This is a genomic window from Pseudarthrobacter sp. As-47 (assembly GCF_058215595.1).
The window spans coordinates 3,029,632-3,046,675 of the sequence record NZ_CM177088.1 but is presented as its reverse complement, the minus strand read 5'-3'; the positions used below and the strand labels follow the sequence as shown (position 1 = coordinate 3,046,675).

General features: G+C 66.9%; 13 protein-coding genes. 11 read left to right on the top strand and 2 right to left on the bottom strand.

The features are described from left to right. The first annotated feature begins 62 nt into the window (after positions 1-62). Both AC4BCK_RS14040 and AC4BCK_RS14035 read left to right on the top strand, forming a co-directional pair. Complete coding sequence (locus AC4BCK_RS14040; RefSeq protein WP_490566033.1) at positions 63-1,706, top strand: LuxR C-terminal-related transcriptional regulator; 1,644 nt, start codon at positions 63-65, stop codon at positions 1,704-1,706. Between the two features lie 83 nt (positions 1,707-1,789). Then, a complete protein-coding gene (locus tag AC4BCK_RS14035) occupies positions 1,790-2,170 on the top strand; it encodes a hypothetical protein (protein ID WP_436054921.1) in 381 nt (126 codons plus the stop codon). Positions 2,171-2,420: 250 nt separating this feature from the next. Here AC4BCK_RS14035 and AC4BCK_RS14030 read toward each other — a convergent pair whose 3' ends face one another. After that, on the bottom strand, positions 2,421-3,980 hold the full coding sequence (locus AC4BCK_RS14030) for an IS1182 family transposase (RefSeq protein WP_490566009.1): 1,560 nt from the start codon (positions 3,978-3,980) through the stop codon (positions 2,421-2,423). Positions 3,981-4,101: 121 nt separating this feature from the next. On the opposite strand from AC4BCK_RS14030, the gene AC4BCK_RS14025 reads away from it, so the two are divergent. The 5 genes from AC4BCK_RS14025 (at position 4,102) to AC4BCK_RS14005 (ending at position 11,844) form a co-directional block, all read left to right on the top strand. Continuing rightward, positions 4,102-4,999 (top strand): IS5 family transposase gene (locus tag AC4BCK_RS14025; protein WP_400591571.1). Its coding sequence is split into 2 segments (ribosomal slippage): positions 4,102-4,452 and positions 4,454-4,999, totalling 897 coding nucleotides; the frame shifts between segments, so codons are not numbered across the junction. Between the two features lie 14 nt (positions 5,000-5,013). Next, entirely contained in the window at positions 5,014-6,039 is a 1,026-nt protein-coding gene (locus AC4BCK_RS14020) for a flavin-containing monooxygenase (protein WP_490566032.1), read from the top strand. A gap of 110 nt (positions 6,040-6,149) precedes the next feature. Next, positions 6,150-8,228: an acyltransferase family protein gene (locus AC4BCK_RS14015; RefSeq protein WP_490566031.1), complete on the top strand. Its 2,079-nt coding sequence runs from the start codon at positions 6,150-6,152 to the stop codon at positions 8,226-8,228. Between the two features lie 239 nt (positions 8,229-8,467). Further along, complete coding sequence (gene guaB, locus AC4BCK_RS14010) at positions 8,468-9,979, top strand: IMP dehydrogenase (protein WP_066277678.1); 1,512 nt, start codon at positions 8,468-8,470, stop codon at positions 9,977-9,979. 17 nt (positions 9,980-9,996) lie between these two features. Beyond that, positions 9,997-11,844 (top strand): ABC transporter ATP-binding protein, encoded by a 1,848-nt coding sequence (locus AC4BCK_RS14005; protein WP_490566030.1) that lies wholly within the window; start codon positions 9,997-9,999, stop codon positions 11,842-11,844. On the opposite strand, the gene AC4BCK_RS14000 is transcribed toward AC4BCK_RS14005, so the two are convergent. After that, complete coding sequence (locus AC4BCK_RS14000) at positions 11,841-12,446, bottom strand: hypothetical protein (RefSeq protein ID WP_363959859.1); 606 nt, start codon at positions 12,444-12,446, stop codon at positions 11,841-11,843. The two genes, AC4BCK_RS14005 and AC4BCK_RS14000, sit on opposite strands and share 4 nt — an antisense overlap. Positions 12,447-12,556: 110 nt before the next feature. Here AC4BCK_RS14000 and AC4BCK_RS13995 point away from each other — a divergent pair, with 110 nt between their 5' ends. The 4 genes from AC4BCK_RS13995 (at position 12,557) to AC4BCK_RS13980 (ending at position 17,009) form a co-directional block, all read left to right on the top strand. Further along, positions 12,557-13,693 (top strand): GuaB3 family IMP dehydrogenase-related protein, encoded by a 1,137-nt coding sequence (locus AC4BCK_RS13995; protein ID WP_066277663.1) that lies wholly within the window; start codon positions 12,557-12,559, stop codon positions 13,691-13,693. Between the two features lie 118 nt (positions 13,694-13,811). Further along, positions 13,812-15,551, top strand: coding sequence for a glycerol-3-phosphate dehydrogenase/oxidase (locus AC4BCK_RS13990; protein WP_174176547.1), 1,740 nt, complete (start codon positions 13,812-13,814; stop codon positions 15,549-15,551). 40 nt (positions 15,552-15,591) lie between these two features. After that, a complete protein-coding gene (locus AC4BCK_RS13985) occupies positions 15,592-16,080 on the top strand; it encodes a PTS sugar transporter subunit IIA (RefSeq protein ID WP_364270646.1) in 489 nt (162 codons plus the stop codon). Positions 16,081-16,172: 92 nt separating this feature from the next. Next, positions 16,173-17,009: an SURF1 family protein gene (locus AC4BCK_RS13980; protein ID WP_174176546.1), complete on the top strand. Its 837-nt coding sequence runs from the start codon at positions 16,173-16,175 to the stop codon at positions 17,007-17,009. The last annotated feature ends 35 nt before the right edge of the window (positions 17,010-17,044 follow it).

Genomic DNA, 17,044 nt, shown 5'->3' with positions numbered 1-17,044 from the left:
CCTCAGCGTCCAGCGCGCGGCCTTATCAGGACGCCTGGACGGGGGTGTCCGAGGAGGCCGGAGTGTCAACTGAAACGGGCATTGACGAAGGGCGGTCCGCGTTCCGGGAACATCGCTGGACTGACGCGTCCAGGAGTTACGCCGACGCGGACAGGCGCGGCGGACTCCCCGCGGCCGACCTTGAGCGGCTGGCAACGGCCGAAATCCTGACCGGCAACACCGCTGCAGGACTGGAAACCCTCACCCGCGCGCACGAGGAATACCTGATGGTGGGCGACATCACGGGCGCGATGCGGTGCGCGGTGTGGCTGGGCATGCACCTGCTGAACCTTGGCGAAACCGCCCGCAGCGCGGGCTGGTTTGCCCGGGGTAGGACGTTGGTGGATGAGCTTGATGAACCGGGTCCGGTGGCGGGTCTGCTGCTGTTTCCCGCCGCGCTGGGCAAACTCTACGGCGGTGACGCCGCAGGTGCGCTGCAGCTGTTCACCGAAGCGGGCTCCGTCGCGCGGAAGTTCCAGGACAGGGACCTGGCGGCGCTGGCCCTTCTGGGAACCGGACAGGCAACGCTGATGCTGGGACGCGCGGAGGAGGGCCTGGGGATGTTCGATGAAGCCATGGTGGCCGTCACCGCGGGGGAGCTGTCCCCGGTCCCTTCGGGAATCATCTATTGTGCGGTGATCGGCAATTGCCATCTGGCCTTTGACCTGGAGAGGGCACTTCAGTGGACGGTGGCGCTGGACCGCTGGTGCAGGGACCGGCCCGATATGGTGGCGTTCAGCGGCCAGTGCCAGTCCCACCGGGCCGAGCTCTTCCGGCTGCACGGGGCCTGGGCAGAAGCGCTCACGGCAGCTGCCGCGGCCCAGGGACTTGCCGCACGGGGTGATCCCCAGGCACTTTTTGGTGGCTTCTACCAGCAGGGCGAAGTGGAGCGCCTCGCCGGGAAACTGGACGCTGCGGAGGAATGCTACCGGCAGGCTGCCCGGAGCGGGTGGGAACCGCAGCCAGGCCTGGCACTCCTCCTGCTGGCCCGAGGAGAGGCGCGGCAGGCGCAGTCGATGATCCGCAGGGCGGCGGAAGTTGCGGATGCGGCTACTCGCTGCCATTTGCTGCCGGCGCTGGTCGAAATCGAGCTGGCCGCGGGTGATCCCGGGGCGGCGCGGCGGGGTGCTGACGAGCTGGAAACCGTTGCCGGGCAGTACCCCAAACCCATGCTCCTAGCAGTCGCCGGCCAGGCTGACGGGGCGGTCCGGCTGGCCGACGGTGATGCCGCCGGCGCCTCGCAATCCCTGCGGCAGGCGTGGAGGCTGTGGCAAAAGCTGGGTGTTCCGTACGAGGCAGGCCGCTGCCGGGCGCTGATCGGGCGTGCGTGCCGCGACCTCGGAGATGAGCCTTCGGCGCTGATGGACTTCGAATCGGCCCACGCGGAATTCCTGGAGCTGGGGGCAGCGCCCGCCGCCGCCTGGGCAGCCTCCCTGATGAGGGCAGGCGCCGGCGAAGGGGCGGGCACCGCCGGACCGTTGACCCCGAGGGAAAATGAAGTGCTCCGGCTGGTGGCGTCAGGAAGAGGAAACCGCGCCATAGCCGCGGAACTCTACCTCAGTGAAAAGACCGTGGCCCGCCACATCAGCAATATCTTCCTCAAGCTGGGCCTGTCCTCCAGGGCGGCCGCCACCAGCTACGCCTATGAGCACGGGCTGGCCGGATAGGCCGAAATACCCACGACCCGTCCGCAACCGGTTACATAATTTGGCCGACGCGAAGGGGAAGGCTGCACCCGTAGCCTCACACCATGAACCTTCCAGTGCTCGCCGGAACCGTGTCGACAGTGCTCTTCGCCGCCGGTATGTTCCCGATGCTTGTGAAGGCTGCACGCACCAAGGACCTTGCGTCGTACAGCCTGGGCAACCTGGTGCTGAGCAACCTGGCCAACGCGGTGCACTCGATTTACGTCTTCAATCTTCCTGCCGGTCCCATCTGGGTCCTCCACCTGGCCTACGTCCTGGCATCCGCCCTGATGCTGGCAGGGTGGCTGCGCTACAGGGAAACGGGACACGAACCCGCAGCCGGCACCGCACCGGCGAGAACCACAGCAGAAGGTGCGTCAGCCGGCAGCCCGGCGGGAGGGTTCAGCCTGAAGAATTCACTTGCTATAAAAGGAGCGCGGCCATGAACAACAGCAATCCGGCCGGGATGCTGGACACCGTCATCATTGGCGGCGGGCAGGCCGGACTAGGAGACTGCTGAACTAAGTGCTTTATGGGGCTGGTCCGGGGCGTTCACGTGTCGGGGCCAGCCCTTCCTTTTGTGGTCTCGGGTTCTGTGATTGAAGCATCGGGTCCTGTTTCTGGGCTTTTGAGGGTTGTTCGCCGGGTGGCGGGTCCGGTTTTCGCTGGCGGGAGGCCCTGAGGTGGTGCCCGCGTTCAAGCGATGGCCCAGGATCCTTTTTCGCTGGTAAGTCCGAGCGCGAGGAGGCGTCGCAGGTTCAGCCCGGCAATCCTCAGTTGCAGCCAGGCATTGTTCTGGTTTGTGCCGCGGTGCCGAACGCGGCGGTTGCCGCGGGTGAGCCAGGCGATGGACCGTTCGACCATGGGCCGGTGGGTGCGGTAGTCGTGCTGGAAGTCCGGGTCCGTGGCGCGTTTCCGGTGTTCGCGCTGCAGGGCGTCGTGCTCGTGCAGTTCGAGTTTGCGCCCGCGTGGGGAGCCGGTGCACCGGGCCCGGAGCGGGCAGCTGCTGCAGGCGGCGCCGAAGGTGACCCGCCGCTTAGCGGTGATCCTGCGCGTAAGCCCGTTCGGGCAGGTCGCGGTGCCTGCTGCTTCATCGACGGTGAAGTCATCGAGGGTGAACCCGCCTTCGACGGCCGGGCGCAGCGGCCAGGGTTTGATCACCGGGGTATGGCCGGTGCGGGCGAGAGCGGCGAGCATTTCCCCGGAACCGTAGGCCGAGTCTGCCAGGACGTCCACGCTGGTCCCGGCGATCGTGGGCTCCATGCCGATCAGCCGGGCGCCGACGGCCCCGTCGCTGTTCTCCGGTCCGGAGGCCTTGGTCAGCTCCGCGGCGGTGATCAGCCCGGTATCGGGCTCGATGACAATGTGGGCTTTGAATCCGTCCTGCTGCCGGGACCTGGTCTTATGCGCGTGCCGGGTGTCCGGGTCCACGGTGGAGATCATCCGGTCCGGTGCGACCTTCCGGGCGATCCGCCACCGCCCGTCGGTCCCGTCCGAGTCCTCGGCCGGTTCCACGTCCTGCCCGGCGACCAGTGCAAGCAGCGCGTACGCATCGGCCCCCCTGCCCTCCAAGGTCTCGGGATCGACCGCGGCCAGCAGCGCCAGCGCATCGGTGACCAGCGCCGAGACCAGCCCGTCCCTGGCATCCTGGTCGTCCCAGGCGATGTCCGGCTTACCGGTGCGCGTGTAGTCATACCCCTTCGCGTGGGTGGCCAGCAGGTCCTGGCCGCCGGGGATGTCACGGCCGAAGCGGCGCACCGCTGCGATCAGCTGCGTGATCGTGTCCTGCCTCGCGACCGCGTCATCCAACACTGTTGAATCAACCGCCCGCCGGCGCTTGCCCGCCAGGACTCCGGTTTCCGCAACGACCTCGGCGATGGCCTTCATGATCCGGTGCGGGTTCTTCGATGCCGCCAGCCGCCGGCGCCAGTACGTCAGCGTGCTCGGATGGAATGCCGTATCGGTCAGTCCGTACCCGCACGCGGCTTTCCAGCGCAGATCGTACGTCAACGCCTCGGCTGTTTCCCGGTCAGAGAGGCCCTGCAACGCCTGCAGCACCAGCACCGAACCGATCACCGAAGCGGGAACTGACGGCCGGCCCCGCCGCGACGGGAACAGGTCCTCCATCATCGAATCCGGAAACAACCGCCCCCGATGCTTGGCCAGAAAAGCGAAGACACTGCCCGGAGCCAACAACTCTCCGGCCAGCGCCTCCACATCCAAATACCCGCGTTGCGCGTCCTCGCGTCCCTGCATAAGACCAGTCTTAACCACCAGCCTCACCAGTCCAGCCGACGCGCCTAAACCAGCGGATATTTCAGCAGTCTCCTAGGGCGTGTCTCCTAAATCCTGGTGGTTTAGCCGGGATGCTTGATGAGTGTCTCGTACTTCTGTTTTGACCGATGGGCAGTGGGCCCGCATTCAGCCGTTACTGCCGTCCTCTGATGGTCGTCGGGGTCGTCCTTTTCGGGATGACCGCCGGGTGATCGAGGGCATCATTTACCGGTATCGGTGCGGGATCGCGTGGCGGGACGTGCCTGGCGAGTTCGGTCCGTGGCAGACCATCTGGAAGCGCCATCGCCGCTACAGCGGTGACGGAACCTGGGACAGCATCCTGGCTGCACTTCTGACAGTCGCGGACTCTCAGGGTGAAGTGGACTGGTCGGTCTCGGTCGACTCGACGGTGAACCGTGCCCACCAGCACGGCACCAACCTTCCCCGAACCACAGGGGGCCGGCTCGAATTACATGAATCTGTTTGCTGAGCCGGACGATCATGCGATTGGCCGGTCCCGTGGCGGGCTGAGTACCAAGATCCACGCCCTGGTTGATGGCAAAGGAAGGCCACTGGTTCTGCTGGTCACGCCGGGGCAGGGCGGTGATGCTCCGATGTTCGCCCACCTGATGAACCAGTTGAAGATCAATCGCGCCGGTCCGGGCAGGCCACGTACCCGCCCGGACCGGATCCGCGGTGACAAGGCCTACTCCTCCAGAGCTATCCGGAGCCACCTTCGCGACCGCGGCATCGTCGCCGTCATTCCGCAACCATCTGACCAGATCGGCCACCGGAAACGGCGAGGATCCACTGGAGGTCGACCGCCCGCCTTCGACAAAGAGGACTACAAAGGCCGCAACGTCGTCGAACGCAATTTCAACACCTTCAAACAGTGGCGAGCCCTGGCAACCCGCTACGACAAACTCGCTCTCACGTATCGCGGCGGAGCAGTCCTCCGAGCAATTAGCATCTGGCTAACAGCTTTAGGAGACATGCCCTAGCCCTGGGCTATTTCATGAAGGGCCAGAAACGGAAGTTCCTGATTCTCGACGCCAGCCAAAGGTCCGGCGATTCCTGGCGGCAGCGGTGGGATTCGCTCCGGGTGTTCACTCCCGCCAAGTACGACGGACTGCCCGGCGCACCGTTCCCGGCCGACCGGCTGTCCTTCCCCACCAAGGATGAGGTAGCGGACTATCTCGAAGGGTATGCCGCGGAATTTGACCTTCCGGTGATCCACGGCATCCGCGTGGAGCGCCTTTGGCGGGAGGGGGACCACTACGCGGCCACCGCCGGGGGCCGCCGGTGGGAAGCGCGCAACGTGGTGGTGGCCACAGGCTCCACACAGACACCCGAGGTGCCCGGCTTTGCAGCTGAACTGGCCCCTTCCATCAAGCAAGTGCATTCCAGCCAGTACCGGAACCCGCAGCAGCTCCGGGAAGGTCCGGTCCTGGTTGTGGGGCTGGGGAACTCGGGGGCGGAGATCGGCCTCGAAGTTTCCAGGACCCGGCCGGCGCTGGTGGCCGGCAAGCCCACGGGCGAGATCCCGGTGAAGCACGGCAAAGCTGCGGCGCGGTACGCGTTCCCGGTGGTGCGCTTCCTTGGGCTACACGTGTTGACGCTTGGTTCACCGATTGGCCGCAAAGTGGCGCCGGCGATGAAAGCGCACGCCGAACCGCTGATCAGGACGAAGACGAGGGACCTCGCGGCCGCCGGCGTGCACGTCGTGCCGAGGGTCACCGGGGTGGCCGACGGGATGCCCGTACTGGCCGACGGAACGCGCCTTGAAGTCGCCAATGTGGTGTGGTGCACCGGATTCCGTGAGGACTTCAGCTCGATCGATCCGGCGTTGCTCGACGGCGGCGCAATGCCCCGGCAGTGGCGCGGTGTGGCTCTGGATTCGCCAGGGCTGTTCTTCCTGGGGCAGCGGTTCCTGTACGCGGAGGTATCGGACACCCTTCCGGGCCTCGGCCGCGACGCACGGTACCTGGCGGCCAGGATTCCGGCCCCCGCCGCTCACGGATCCGGGGTGGCTGCCGCCTGAGCTGCGCCGGCTTCGCCGCCCGTGCCGGGCCGTGATGCCTGTTACCTTTCCCGGAAAATTCGCCATGCCTCGGTAGAATTGATGTTTTGTCCGCCGCAGGAAGGTCTTTTGTGTCGATAGCGAGAACCGCGGCTGCTTCCCGCCCGGTGCCCGAAGCAGCCGCCAAAAGCCGGAAGCCAACCTTCCGGCCGGAGGTCCAGGGGCTCCGTGCGCTCGCCGTGCTGATGGTGGTGGCCTACCACGTCTGGCTGGGCCGGGTGTCCGGGGGAGTGGACATCTTCCTGCTCATCTCCGCGTTCCTGCTGACCCTGTCCTTCGTCCGGAAAGCCGAGGCAGGGCGGCCGTTCGGGCTGCTTGGGCACTGGCTGCACCTGTTCAAGCGGCTGCTGCCCGCCGCCGTCGTGGTCATCCTGGGAGTCCTCGCCGGAACGTGGCTGATCCTGCCCCAGAGCCGCTGGCCGCAGGTGCTGGACCAGGCCTGGGCGTCCCTGCTCTACAGCCAGAACTGGCTGCTCGCGGACACCGCCGTTGACTACTATGCCCAGGACCACGCCGGGGCCAGCCCGCTCCAGCACTTCTGGTCGCTGTCCATCCAGGGACAGGTGTTCATCCTCTGGCCCCTCATCTTCGCCGGCACCGCCGGACTGCTGGTGCTGCTGCACCGGATCCGCGCGCTCACCCGGGTCACCTACCGCGGGCTGCTGGCCCTGGTCTTCGGCACAGTCTTCGCCGTGTCCCTCGCCTACTCCGTGGAGCAGACCGCCGGCAACCAGGCGTACGCCTACTTCGACACCCGGACCCGGCTCTGGGAGTTCGCGCTGGGCTCGCTCCTGGCGCTGGCCCTGCCCTACCTCAAACCGGCCCGGGCGCTCCGGGTGGTCCTGGGCTGGGCAGGCCTGGCGGCCATGGTCTCCTGCGGCCTGCTGCTCACGGTGGACCGCTCGTTCCCCGGCTTCGTGGCGCTCTGGCCCACCCTGGCGGCCGCCGCCATCATCGTCGCGGGACAATCCGGCAGCCGTTTCGGCGTGGACAGGGTCCTCAGCAGCAAGCCTTTGGTGGCGCTGGGAGACAATTCCTATGCCCTGTACCTCTGGCACTGGCCGGTCCTGGTGCTGGCGCTTGCCGCCACCGGCGTGGAGGCACCCAACCTGGCCCAGGGCCTGGGCATCGTGGGCGCCTCCATCGTGCTCGCCGTCCTCACCACGCGCTTCGTTGAAAAGCCGCTGCGCGAGTGGCACTGGCCGCAGCGCCGGGCCTGGCGCACCGCCGTCGTTATTGCTGCCTGTGGCGCGCTGTTGGCCGGACCCGTCGCCATTTGGCAGACCACGCTCACCGCAGAGGAAAGCGCGACGGCGGCCCAGCCGCGGGAGCTCACGCCAGGGGCCGCCGCGCTCAACCCGGAGAACGCCGCCGTGCCCGCCCCGGAGGCCAGGTTCATCCCCGGCCCTTCCGCGCTGGACAACGACTGGGCCGGAATCCACGCGCCCTGCACCGGTGCCAACGCCACCAGCAATCCCATCCTCGAAGGGTGCCGGCAGGAGGTTCCTGATGGCGAGGTAACCAAGCGCATCGTGGTCCTGGGCGACTCGCACTCCCAGCAGTACCTGGGGGCGCTGGCGCCGATTGCCGCCGCGCGAGGCTGGGAACTGGTGACGCTGCTGATGCCTGCGTGCCGCTTCGGGGCGGAGTCCGCAGAACGGAATACGGAGTGCAACGCCTACAACCAGGCGAGCGCCGCCTACGTCCTGGAACACCAGCCGGACGCAGTGTTCACGGTGGCGTCGCTGACGCATGAGGAGGCCCCGTTCGAGACCGAAGTGCCGGGTTACCTGGAAGGGGTCCGGCCGTTCGCGGAGGCCGGGATCGAGGTCATCGGCATCCGGGACAACCCGCGCTTTACGTTCAACATGCCGGAATGCATCCAGCGCAACGGCCCGGACGCGCCGGAGTGCAGTGTGTCCCTGGCGGAGTCTTTGGTTGAACCGTCCCCGCTGGAAAGCTACCGGGGCAAACTGGGCGGACTGCACCTCATGGATCTCAGCGACTTCATCTGCGCGCGGGGCATCTGTCCCGGGGTGGTGGGGAACGTCTACGTCTACAAGGACGACAACCACCTCACGCGGACCTACGTGGAAAGCATGATCCCCATGTTCGAGCAGCGGCTGCTGGCCGCCACGGGCTGGAACTAAACGCAGTCACGAGCAGCAGCGGGGGTGCGGGCGGGGAGCGTGCAGTTGCTCACATTGCACGCGTGGAATAGGGGGATCGGCGCTGAGGTTCTAATATTTACTCAATACTTTCCGGCCTCCGGGGCCCCGCCTGCCGCGGCGGTCCTGGAACATTTCCTGCACAGGCCAGTCCCGTAATGACGGGCTGGTCATCGGCTGCAACCCCTACCCGTCCAGCAACCAAGGTAAGAGGCGCACTCATGACCGAGCCCGAACACAACCCCTTTGGCTTTATTGGCCTGACCTACGACGACGTCCTGCTCCTGCCCGGGCACACCGAGGTCATCCCGTCCGAGGCTGACACGTCGTCGCGGATTTCCAAGCGGATTTCGGTTCACACGCCGCTGCTGTCCGCCGCCATGGACACCGTCACGGAGTCCCGGATGGCCATCGCCATGGCACGCCAGGGCGGCTTGGGAGTCATCCACCGCAACCTGTCCATCCAGGACCAGGCGGACCAGGTGGACCGGGTAAAGCGCAGCGAGTCAGGGATGATCACCAACCCGCTGACCATCGGCCCGCAGGCCACGCTTGCTGAGCTGGATGAGATCTGCTCGCAGTACCGCGTCTCCGGCCTGCCCGTGGTGGACGAGGACATGCGCCTGCTCGGCATCGTCACCAACCGCGACACCCGCTTCGTCCCCGAGTCCGACTTCCCGCTGCGGCTGGTCAGCGACGTGATGACCAAGATGCCCCTGGTCACCGGACACGTGGGGATCAGCCGCGAGGAAGCCTCGCACAAGCTGGCCACCAACAAGATCGAGAAGCTTCCCCTGGTGGATGAGCAGGGCCGGCTCAAGGGCCTGATCACCACCAAGGACTTCACCAAGGCCGAGCAGTACCCGCTGGCCACCAAGGACGACGAAGGCCGCCTCCGCGTGGGCGCAGCCATCGGCTTCTTCGGGGACGGCTGGGAGCGCGCCATGGCACTGGTCGACGCCGGCGTCGATGCCCTCTTCGTGGACACCGCCAACGGCCACTCCCAGGGTGTGCTGGACATGATCCGCCGCCTCAAATCCGATCCCGTGGCGGCACACGTGGACGTCATCGGCGGCCAGGCCGCCACCCGTGAAGGCGCCCAGGCCCTGATCGACGCCGGCGCCGACGGCATCAAGGTGGGCGTGGGACCCGGATCCATCTGCACCACCCGCGTGGTGGCCGGTGTGGGCGTCCCGCAGATCACCGCCATCTACGAATCCGCCAAGGCTGCCATTCCTGCCGGCGTGCCGCTGATCGCCGACGGCGGGCTGCAGTACTCAGGCGACATCGGCAAGGCCCTCGTGGCCGGTGCCGACACCGTGATGCTCGGCTCCCTGCTGGCCGGCTGCGACGAATCGCCGGGCGAACTGATCTTCGTCAACGGCAAGCAGTTCAAGTCCTACCGCGGCATGGGCTCCCTCGGCGCCATGCAGTCCCGCGGCAAGAACACGTCCTACTCGAAGGACCGCTACTTCCAGGCCGACGTCTCCGGCGATGACAAGCTCATCCCCGAGGGCATCGAGGGCCGTGTGGCCTACCGCGGTCCGCTGTCGTCGGTGGCCTACCAGCTGGTGGGCGGCCTGCGCCAGACCATGTTCTACACCGGCGCGCCCACCGTGGCCGAGCTGAAGGCCCGGGGCAAGTTCGTCCGGATCACCCCGGCCGGCCTGAAGGAATCGCACCCGCACGATATCCAGATGACCGTCGAAGCGCCGAACTACGGTTCCCGCTGACAACGCCTCCTGAACGGGTGAACACCCCTGCGAAGGGCCAGCCGCCACGGCGGCTGGCCCTTCGTCCGTATGCCCGGGCGGTAGCCCAGGTGCTGCGGGTCAGTTTCCGGGCTTCGCCGGGCGCCGTGGTCATGAAGGTGCTCGGGTCGCTGATCTCAGCCGTGCTTCCGCTGGTCACCACCTACTTCGCCGCCCTGACCACCACGGCGCTGGCCGCCGCCTATGCCGGTGACGCCGAGGCCGGCCGGCGGGCGATCGCCTACGTCATCATCACCGCCGCCCTGGGGCTTTTCTGGGGCGCGTTCAGCAGCGTTGACCGCTACATCCAGCAGCTGATGAGCTTCAAGGTGGGGGCCATCGTGGGGGACCAGATGTACGAGCGGTTCCTGGCACTGGAATCCTGGCGGTACGACGACAAAGAAACCGTTGACCTCTACGACCGCGCAAAGCGGTTCTCCGACTCCTACGCCCGGGTGCTTGACCGGATCGCCGCCATCTTCACCCAGCTCGTCTCGGTAATTCTCGCCGTCGGCGCCTTGCTGCTGGTGAGCTGGTGGATCGCCGTGATCGTCCTTGTCGCCATCGTCCCCAGCGTCTACCTGCAGTTCAAACTTTCGCGGGAGCAGATCGCCCACTGGAACACCCAGGTGGACTCACGCCGCCAGCGCCGCATGATCGAGACCAACCTCCTTCGGCCGCAGCACATCGCCGAGATGCGGCTTTACGGGATTGTGGGCTACCTGATGGATTTCAGGTCCCGGCTGCGGGACGCGGACGAGCGCCGGCGGCTGGACTTTCAGAAGCGGTACATCCCCAAGCAGCTCGCCGCCGCTGCGCTCCAGTACGGCGCTGAAGTGGTGTCCCTGGTCTGGGTGGTGGGGCAGATCATCGCCCGCGCGCAGCCCGTGGGCCAGTTCCTCTACGTGCAGCAGATTGTTAGCAGGGCGCTGTCCACGGCGAACAACCTGGTGTCCTCCCTCAGTTCCATCGACGAGGACCTGGCCAACCTCAAGGACTACGAGCTGTTCATGGCCATGCCCGTGCATTCGGAGCACGCCCCGCCGCTGCTGCAGGCACCGAAGACCGTCGAGCTGAAGGACATCCGCTTCACCTACACGGGCAGCGACATCGAGGTGATCCGCGGGATCAGCCTGACCATCCGCGAGGGCCAGCACATCGCCATCGTGGGGGAGAACGGCGCCGGCAAGTCCACGCTGATCAGGATCCTGGCGGGGCTGTACCGGCCGGACTCGGGACAGGTACTGCTCGACGGCGTCGACCTTGCCGCCGTCGACGTCACCTCGTGGCACCGGCACCTCGCGGTGCTGAGCCAGGAATTCCTCAAGTACGAGTTCGCCACGGCCGCGGAGAACATCTACTTCGGGGACGTCGACGCGCCCCGCGACGACGCCCGCATCCGCAAGGCTGCCGCGGACGCGGAGGCGCTGGACTTTATCAACAAACTCCCCAACGGCCTGGACAACCATGTCAGCAACTGGATGGAGGACCCGCGCGGGCGGAAGGGCAGCGGGCTCTCGGGCGGGCAGTGGCAGCGTCTGGCTATGGCCCGGAACTTCTACCGGGACGCCTCGTTCATGGTGATGGACGAGCCAACCTCGGCTATCGACGCGCTGGCCGAGCACCGGATCTTCACCCGCCTCTTCGCTGACCGGAGCAGCACCATCATCGCCATCAGCCACCGGCTCGCCACCATCGAGAAGGCGGACACCGTCTTCATGCTGGAGGACGGCAGGATCGTGGAGCAGGGGACGCACAAGGAACTCGTCGCGCTTCGCGGGCGCTACTTCAGGATGTTCGAATCCCAGCTCACGGGAGCAAGCCCGGAGGCAGGAGGAGGAGCCTAGGACTCCGCTACCGTCGTACGCACCCGCGCAATGCCCGGCCGCGGCGGGACGCTGCTGAACCCGAACGTCACAGCGGGGCGGACCGCCGCCAGGGCTCCGGCATCAACCCCGTTCCAGCTCACGACGGCGGAGGTGATGGTGTGCAGGTCGCTCACCCCGTAATACTCCCGCCGGCCGCTGCCCGCGGTGCCGGAGGTCCGGGAGCCGCTGCTCAGGATCCCGGCGACCGGACTGATGGCCCGCAGCCAGCCGGGGTGGACGGCAAGGCGGCGGGGGACTGCCCGCAGCATCCTGCCCAGGAGGGCCCGCCCGCCGAGTCGGGCGCTGATGGCCAGGGGACCGGCGTCGACCTCCAGCGTTCCGTGGCCCAGCCGCGCCGACAGGTCCACCTCCGTGACGTCGTCGAACGTGTAGGTGGCGGCGATGAACTCCGCCACCTCACGGCTGGGGGCCAGGAGCTGCCGGTGGCCGGAGGGCTGCTGGACCATCACGTCCGCAAAGGGCCCGAAGGGCGACTCCTGCCAGATGCCCACCACGGCGCGAAGGCCGGAAGCCGTGCCTATGCCGGCAATGTGGCCGTCGAATACCCACCGTGAACCCATAGGGCAACTGTAGCCACCCGGGCTCCGGTTGGTGCGTGCGGGCCGTAGCCTGCGTTCCCGGCCCGTCCGCACAGACAAGGACATCACGGCCGCTGGGATAACCTAGTGCAGTGACTTACGAGATCGAGATCGGCCGTGGCAAGCGTGGGCGTCGTGCCTACTCCCTGGATGACATTGCAATCGTCCCTAACCGTCGCACCCGCGACCCCAAGGACGTCTCCGTCTCCTGGCAGATTGACGCCTACAAGTTCGACATGCCCGTCATTGCGGCGCCCATGGACTCTGCCATGTCCCCGCAGACTGCCATTGCCCTGGGCCGGCTCGGCGGCCTCGGCGTGCTGGACCTCGAGGGCCTGTGGACCCGGTACGAGGACCCGCAGCCCATCCTGGACGAGATCGGCGCGCTGGAGGATGAAACCAACAGCCCGGCCGTGACAGGCCGCATGCAGGAGCTGTACAAGGCGCCCATCCAGCCTGAACTGATTACGTCCCGCCTGGCGGAGATCCGCGAGGCCGGCGTGACGGTGGCGGGATCCCTGACGCCGCAGCGCACCCAGGAGCACTACAAGACCGTGGTGGCGGCCGGCGTCGACATCTTCGTCATCCGCGGCACCACCGTCTCCGCCGAGCATGTCTCCAAGGACCACGAGCCCCTGAACCTCAAGCAGTTCATCTACGAGCTGGATGTTCCCGTGATCGTGGGCGGCGCGGCCGGCTACACGCCCGCGCTGCACCTCATGCGCACCGGTGCCGCCGGCGTGCTTGTGGGCTTCGGCGGCGGCGCCACCACCACCACCCGCCGGGCCCTGGGCATCCATTCGCCCATGGCATCCGCCATCTCCGACGTCGCTGCCGCCCGCCGCGACTACATGGACGAGTCCGGCGGCCGGTACGTCCATGTCATTGCCGACGGCGGCATGGGCACCTCGGGCGACATCGTCAAGGCCATTGCCATGGGAGCCGACGCCGTGATGCTGGGCAGCGCCCTGGCGCGGGCCGAAGAGGCACCGGGCAAGGGATGGCACTGGGGCCAGGAAGCCCACCACCTCGAACTTCCCCGCGGCGACCGCGCCAACGTGGGCACCGTGGGGCCGCTGGAGGAAGTGCTGTTCGGACCGGGCCACCACACCAACGGAACCTCCAACCTCATTGGCGCGCTGCGCCGCTCCATGGCGACCACCGGATACTCGGACCTGAAGGAATTCCAGCGGGTCGACGTCGTGGTTTCCCCGTACTCCGGAAACTGACGCTCCCCCTGGGAACCGGAGGGCAGCGGCAGCATCCTGCCACTGCCCTCCTGCCCAAGCGTGCCGCAAGCAAGTAGGGTGGTTTTACTACCGGCACTTGAGGCACTGGAGGCGTTCAATGAAGAAATTTCCTGTTAACGGCGGGGCCCTTGGCCCGGAAGCCAGGGAAGCATCCATCCAACGGCTGCGCGCCACGGCGGACCCCGGCCAGGAACTGGACATCCTCATCGTCGGCGGCGGTATCGTTGGCACCGGGGCAGCCCTGGACGCCGTAACCCGCGGCCTCAGCGTCGGCATCGTTGAAGCGAACGACTGGGCTGCCGGTACGTCCTCCCGGTCCTCGAAGCTCATCCACGGCGGCCTCCGGTACCTGGAGATGCTCGATTTCGGCCTCGTGAAGGAGGCGCTGCAGGAACGGGGGCTGCTGCTCTCGGAACTGGCGCCGCACCTGGCCCGGCCCGTCCCCTTCCTGTATCCGCTGACCAAGCCCTTCATCGAGCGGCCCTACGTGGGTGCCGGCATCGCACTGTATGACGCCATGTCCGTCTCCAGCGGGCACAGCAGGGGAGTCCCGTTCCACAAGCACCTCAGCCGCCGGGGCACCCTGCGCGCTGCCCCCAGCCTCAAGAATGACGCGTTCGTGGGCTCCATCCGGTACTACGACGGCCAGGTGGATGACGCGAAGTACTGCGCCAACCTGGTGCGGACCGCCGCCTACTACGGTGCCCACGCCGTCAACCAGATGAAGGTGGTGGACTTCCTCCGCGAAGGTGAGCGGGTGGTGGGGGCCAAGGTGGTCAACCACGAGGACGGGACGCAGTTCAACATCCGCGCCAAGCAGGTCATCAACGCCACCGGGGTGTGGACGGACGAAACCCAGGCCATGGTGACCGATCGCGGCCAGCTGAAGGTCCGTGCCTCCAAGGGCATCCACCTGGTGGTACCGCGCGACCGGTTCCAGTCCACCGTCGGCCTGATCCTGCGCACCGAAAAGTCCGTGCTGTTCGTCATCCCGTGGGGCCGCCACTGGATCATCGGCACCACGGACACCGACTGGAACCTGGACAAGGCCCACCCGGCCGCCTCCAGCAAGGACATCGACTACATCCTGGAACACGTCAACAAGGTCCTCAAGCGTCCGCTGACCCGCGAGGACGTAGAGGGCGTGTACGCCGGCCTCCGTCCGCTGCTCGCCGGGGAAAACGACTCCACCGCCAAGCTGTCCCGTGAACATGTGGTGGCCCATCCCGTTCCCGGCCTGGTGGTGGTGGCCGGCGGGAAGTGGACCACCTACCGGGTCATGGCCAAGGACGCCGTGGACGAGGCCACCCGCACCATGGACGAGCGGGTTCCGCCCAGCTGCACGGAAACCATTCCGCTGCTGGGCGCCAGCGGATTCAGGGCAGCCTGGAACCGCCGGAACCGGACTGCCGAGGAATCCGGCGTGCATGTTGCCCGGATTGAGCACCTGCTGAACCGCTACGGATCCATGACCTCAGAGGTGCTGTCCATCATCGAGGAGAATCCGGCCCTCGCGGAGCCCCTTCCGGGTGCCGACGACTACCTCCAGGCCGAGGCCGTCTATGCAGCTACCCATGAGGGCGCCCGCCACGTCCATGATGTGCTGACCCGAAGGACACGGATTTCCATCGAAGCCTGGGACCGCGGAGTGTCCGCCGTGCCTGTTGTCGCTAAACTAATGGGTGACGTCCTTGGCTGGAGTGACGCCCAGCGTGAAAACGAAGTGCGGCACTACATTGCGCGGGTGGAGGCTGAACGCCTCAGCCAGCAACAGCCGGACGACGAATCCGCAGACGCCGCCCGCCTGGGCGTGGAAGACATCGTGCCCCTGCGCTGAGGGATTCACGCACCAGCAACGCTGACTGAAGGGATACGCTTTGGCGGAACCACTTGACCGGTACGACGCCGAGCTCACCACGCCCGACATGGTGATTTTGGAGTTGGAGGCTAAGGACAAGGCCGACGCTGCCACGCAGCTTGCCAAGCGGCTGAACGCCGCCGGGCGCATCTCGGACCTGGACGGGTTCCTCAAGCATGTGAACGCCCGGGAACACCAGCTGGCCACGGGACTGCCGGGCGGCATCGGCCTGCCGCACGCCCGCAGCGAGTTCGTCTCCCGCACCTCCATCGCAGTCGGAATCACCAAATACGGGCACGCCCTCGATTTCGGTGCAGCCGACGGTCCCGCCACGGTAATCCTGCTGATTGCCACCCCGGCGAGTTCCTTCTCCGACCACCTCGAGGTCCTGGCCACGCTGGCCCGGTCCCTGTCCAAGGAATCGTTCCGGGAGTCGCTGCGCCGGGCCTACGATCCCGACATGATCGCCGAACTCATCAACTCCAGCCTGGTGTTCTTCGATCACTGACCGGACCGCGGGACCCGTCCGGCGAACAGGCAGGATCCCGGGCCTGGCCTCGCGTTTAGTTGTTCTACAGCGCTACGAAGTACGGTTAAGACGTGTGGAAAACAGCCCTTAAGCCCCGATGGATCGCCGGTTTTGTCTTCGCGATCGCTGTTTCCGGGGTCTTCGTGCTGCTGAGCCAATGGCAGTTCGGGCGCTCCACCCAGCCTGAGGTGCCCACGAACCCGGCCACCGAGCAGGTCCGGCCGCTGACCGACACCCTCCAGCCGGGCGAGTTCTTCCACGGAACCGACGCGGACCAGATGGTCTCGGCGGAGGGATCCTACGACCCCGCCAAACAGTTGCTGGTCCCGGGGCGGCTGCATGACGGCAAGACAGGCTACTGGGTGGTGTCCGCGTTCGCCGTCGACGGGGCACCCGCCCTGACCGGCGCCGCAGCCTCACCGCAGACCTGGATCCCGGTGGCCCGCGGCTGGGTGGCGGAGCCCGGCGATGCCCCCGCGCCGCCGTCGGGCACCCTTGAACTGACCGGGCGGCTGCTGCCGTCCGAGGCGCCCGTCCCGGGGACGGCGCCCAAACCAGGCGAGGCGACGGCTGTGTCCGTGGCAGAGCTGATCAACTACTGGGAGGTCAGCAGCTATCCCGGGTTCGTGGCCGCCACCGCCGAAGTAGCCAACGGCGTGGACGTCAGCGCCGCCGCGGTCCAGGGCGAACTTCTTCCCTTGGATATCGGTCCGCAGCCGCCCGCCCAGCAGATCAACTGGCTCAACCTCTTCTACTCGCTCGAGTGGGTGGTTTTCGCCGGCTTCGCCCTGTTCATCTGGTGGCGGCTCGTGAAGGACGACTACCACCGCGACCTTGAGGAAAGCCTCGAGGACGGCGATGAAGACAACCAGCATCCAGAACACAACCAGCAAAAGGTACAGCCATGATTGACCCGAAACCGGCCAACCCGGCCTCTGCCCGA

Excerpts from the sequence above, each read along its gene's own strand:
- AC4BCK_RS14035 (WP_436054921.1), top strand. The coding sequence starts at position 1,790 with ATGAACCTTCCAGTGCTCGCCGGAACCGTGTCGACAGTGCTCTTCGCC.
- AC4BCK_RS14030 (WP_490566009.1), bottom strand. The coding sequence starts at position 3,980 with ATGCAGGGACGCGAGGACGCGCAACGCGGGTATTTGGATGTGGAGGCG.
- AC4BCK_RS14020 (WP_490566032.1), top strand. The coding sequence starts at position 5,014 with ATGAAGGGCCAGAAACGGAAGTTCCTGATTCTCGACGCCAGCCAAAGG.
- guaB (WP_066277678.1), top strand. The coding sequence starts at position 8,468 with ATGACCGAGCCCGAACACAACCCCTTTGGCTTTATTGGCCTGACCTAC.
- AC4BCK_RS14000 (WP_363959859.1), bottom strand. The coding sequence starts at position 12,446 with ATGGGTTCACGGTGGGTATTCGACGGCCACATTGCCGGCATAGGCACG.
- AC4BCK_RS13990 (WP_174176547.1), top strand. The coding sequence starts at position 13,812 with ATGAAGAAATTTCCTGTTAACGGCGGGGCCCTTGGCCCGGAAGCCAGG.